This is a genomic window from Nostoc mirabile CHAB5784 (genome assembly GCF_020829645.1).
Lineage (GTDB): Bacteria > Cyanobacteriota > Cyanobacteriia > Cyanobacteriales > Nostocaceae > Nostoc > Nostoc mirabile.
Genome location: NZ_JAIVFS010000244.1, coordinates 1 through 3,804, shown reverse-complemented (window position 1 = coordinate 3,804; position 3,804 = coordinate 1). Strand labels below are relative to the sequence as shown.

The window sequence follows — 3,804 nt, the reverse complement described above, 5'->3', positions numbered from 1 at the left end:
CCAGTTCTTCTTTGGGCAACTGGCTCAAACTTTCTCGGTCTAATTCTTCAGGCTGGCTTTGGTTCATATTTGTGATACTCACCCTCAAGTGTCCTCCTTGTCAATACTCTGCCACCTGAATCCTTACTTATAAAGTTCCCCATGTTATTCAATTTGTAGATTCACTTCCCAAAAACCCAACTGGTAAAGTCCTCAAGCGAGTTTTGCGTCAGAAATCAATTCCTCAATACGCTACTGTTACCGTCTGAATCAGAAATTTAACCAAGTACTCAAAAAACCTAACAAGAGGTTCATTCAATGCAACACACTCATGTTAAATCCAATCACATCTCAGGGCAAAAATCATCTGGATCTACTATTTTCGCGCAACCCACAGGCTCCTTAGTCCTATCGTCTCATGAACAATCTAGCCAATCAGAACCAACTCAGCTGACAGTTGCAGACACTGTGGTCAAAATGCTGGAAGATTTGGGAGTACGCCATGCCTTTGGCGTCTCTGGAGGAGCGATCGCTTCCCTTTGGGCAAGTCTGGAACACAGCGTCATTGAGGTACTTCACTTCCGCCACGAAACTGGAGCAGGTTTTGCAGCCATTGAGTCGTACTTTGCAAATAACCGCCCTGTTGTTGTGTTTACCACCACTGGTCCAGGCATTACCAATATGCTGACTGGATTGTTCGCGGCCCGCTGGGAAGGTGCGAAGGTGATTTTCTTATCACCTGCGACTTCAGCACCGCAGCGCGGACGGTGGGCTTTCCAAGAAACCAGTAGCTACACAATGCCCAGTGAACTTTTTTGTAATTCTGGATCGTTGTTTCACTATGCTACCAGCATTGAGTCTGGTGAAGAACTGCCAGAGATTGCACGCCGACTTGCTGCTGGTTTAGCACGACCGGGTGGATTTGTGGCTCATCTAAGTGTTCCCACAACCATCCAATCAAGTTTGCTCAAGGCATCGTTACCTCGTGTGACTTTCTCGCAAACTCTGACAACTGCTGGGGAGGATGCGATCGCCAAATCTGTACAGTTACTCTCTGAAGGGCCTTTTGCCATCTGGGTTGGTTTTGGTGCTAGAGGTGCAGCAGAAGAAATCCGCCAACTTGCCGAAAGAACCGGATCTGCGGTGATGTCTTCACCCCGTGGTAAGGGCATCTTTCCCGAAAATCATCCTCAGTATTTGGGCGTGACAGGCTTTGGTGGACATAACTCAGTTGTGAAATACATGCAGGACATAAGTCCTGGGCGTATATTGGTTTTGGGAACCAGGCTTGGTGAATTTACCTCGTTCTGGAGTCCGGCAATGGTTCCAAAGAAAGGATTTGTGCATGTAGACATCGACCCAGAAGTGCCAGGAACTGCTTATCCATCTGTCGAGACTTTCTCTATCCAGTCGGATGTGCAAGTCTTCGTCAAGGCACTACTCAAGTACTTTCCCAATCGTCCCGGTAACTGCCCTGTACTGCCTAATCCCCAGCGAGTGCCACTCCTACCCCAAGCTGAAGGTCCAGTGCGTCCTGATGTGCTGATGGATACGATTCAACGGGTATTTGTCGAGAAAAGCGATGCAGTGGTGATGACTGAAGCAGGTAACTCCTTTGCTTGGCGAACCCACACGCTGCGATTTACTAAACCAGGTCGCTACCGGGTCAGTACTGGATTTGGCTCAATGGGACATGCTGCTACGGGTATCTTGGGTGCTGCCTTGGTACAAAATAATAAAGCTGTCGCCATTCTTGGGGATGGTGCCATGCTGATGAATAGCGAAGTTAGCACCGCAGTCAAATATCAGATTCCCGCTGTCTGGATTGTTCTGAATGACTCACGCTACAACATGTGTACTCAAGGTATGGCGTTATTGGGATTCAAGGGTGTAGACACTCAGATGTCACCAGTGGATTTTGTGGCGATCGCCCGGGGAATGGGAGCTGACGGCATCCGTGTTGAAAGCGAAACCGACCTCCAGGCTGTATTAGAGAAAGCACTTGCTTCTAAGATACCGTTTGTTGTTGATGTCATTATCGACCCAACACAAACTGCACCCTTTGGCAGTCGTATTCAGAGTCTGATTGAACAAGGCGCTAAAGAAACAAATAAGTAATTAAAAGGAGATTTATCATGAATCAAGCAGTAGGAATTCGCTCAATTGCAGTTACCTTCCCTAAAATTGTACGTACAAACGAATATTGGCGTCATAAGTACCCACAGTTAGTGACTGGTGCCGAGCAAAAGGCATTAGCCAAATTGTTTTCAGCTAACGACCCCAACGCTAAAACCAGCGAGTTCGACGAAGAGATGATACCTTATTTGTCAGACCCCTTCCGTGGAGCTGTCGAGCGACGGATACTGGCATCAGATGAGTCCTCGATGACGTTGGAGAAGCGCGTAGCATTTGATGCGATCGCTGCCGCAGAGATGTTGATCGAGGATGTCGATTTAATGATTGTCACCTCCCTGTTTCCCGAACGAATTGCACCGGGCAATGCTTCTTTCTTAGTTGGTGAAATGGGCTTGCGTTGCCCCGCCTGGAATCTTGAGTCTACCTGTTCTAGTGCTTTGGTTGCCCTCCAGACTGCCAATGCACTGGTACAAACGGGAGCCTACCGCAATGTGTTGGTTGTCATCTCTTGCACTTACTCTCGGTTGGTAGACGAAGACGATACCCTATCTTGGTTTATGGGTGACGGTGCTGGAGCCTTTGTGGTCAGTGCCCTCAAGCCGAACCAAGGAGTTTTGGCAACTAAAATCATTCATACCGCTGCCACCTGCGGAGCTTTCTTTAATGAACTCATAACAGATGCTCAGGGCAACCCACGGATGCGTATCCAAAATGGGAAAAACGCCAGCCAACAGATCCGTGGCACGGGTGTGCAGTTCGTCCGTGCATGCACTCAAGGTGCTGTTGAAGCCGCAGGTGTGACTCTTGATGATATCAAATTCTTTGCTTTCAATACACCCACTGCCTGGTATGCAAACTTGTGCGTGCGGGCGCTGGGCATCGATCAGGAGCGCACAATCAATCTCTACCCGCAGATTGCAAACATTGGACCAGTACTCCCCATCGTCAATATGTACTATGGCGCACAAATGGGCAAAGTCCAGGAAAATGACTTGGTTCTTGCTTATACAATTGGTTCTGCATCTACCGCAGCGGCAACTGTGATGCGCTGGGGCGATGTCAAGTTGGGACCCCTCCCTGCTGAGACCGTTTACCGTAACCAGCAGGAAGATAAAATTCCGTTGTTGGCTAGGTAAGTGTATCCTCAGATAAAACAGCTGGTGCGATCGCATCTGCTGGTCTGAGCCTCGATGATATTAACTTCTTTGCTTTCAATACACCAACTGCCTGGTACGCTAATCTGTGTGCACACTCACTAGGTATTGATCCAGACCGTACAATCAATCTCTACCCGTATTATGCCAATATTGGGCCTGTGCTTCCCATTGCCAATCTGTACTACGGTGCTCAATCAGAGAAAATTCGAGAAAATAGTTTAGTGCTTTTTTATACTATTTACTCTGCATCTACTGCTGCTGCTACCGTCATGCGCTGGGGCGATGTGAAACTAGGAACCCTCCCGGCTTCCGCAGTCAATCTGAATAAATCAGTCAGCAACATTCTTACTACTGTATAGCAATAGGACTTACGCAAAAGTTACGGAATAACGAACCACAGAGGCGCAGAGTCGAATGGCACTAAGAAAAGCTCTAAGCTATACGGAATAAGGGCTACAGCTTTGAAAGTTATTGAACAGTCGAGGAGGGGTCAGGCGGTCGTCCTTGATGCAGTGTCATGGAAGCGATCGCC

At 48.1% G+C, this 3,804-nt stretch carries 3 protein-coding genes; all 3 read left to right on the top strand.

Going from position 1 to position 3,804, the window contains the following annotated elements; genetic code table 11:
• Window positions 1–297: 297 nt before the first annotated feature.
• Genes LC653_RS45020 through LC653_RS47770 form a run of 3 tightly spaced genes read left to right on the top strand, consistent with a single transcriptional unit; the run spans window position 298 to window position 3,631 of the window.
• A complete protein-coding gene (locus LC653_RS45020) occupies window positions 298–2,097 on the top strand; it encodes a ScyA-related TPP-binding enzyme (RefSeq protein WP_229501713.1) in 1,800 nt (599 codons plus the stop codon).
• A gap of 17 nt (window positions 2,098–2,114) precedes the next feature.
• Complete coding sequence (locus LC653_RS45015; protein WP_229501712.1) at window positions 2,115–3,251, top strand: 3-oxoacyl-ACP synthase III family protein; 1,137 nt, start codon at window positions 2,115–2,117, stop codon at window positions 3,249–3,251.
• A gap of 29 nt (window positions 3,252–3,280) precedes the next feature.
• On the top strand, window positions 3,281–3,631 hold the full coding sequence (locus LC653_RS47770) for a 3-oxoacyl-[acyl-carrier-protein] synthase III C-terminal domain-containing protein (RefSeq protein WP_372478314.1): 351 nt from the start codon (window positions 3,281–3,283) through the stop codon (window positions 3,629–3,631).
• The last annotated feature ends 173 nt before the right edge of the window (window positions 3,632–3,804 follow it).

What these genes read in the sequence shown, in the direction of transcription:
- LC653_RS45020 (WP_229501713.1), top strand. Translation starts at nt 298, where the DNA reads ATGCAACACACTCATGTTAAATCCAATCACATCTCAGGGCAAAAATCA.
- LC653_RS45015 (WP_229501712.1), top strand. Translation starts at nt 2,115, where the DNA reads ATGAATCAAGCAGTAGGAATTCGCTCAATTGCAGTTACCTTCCCTAAA.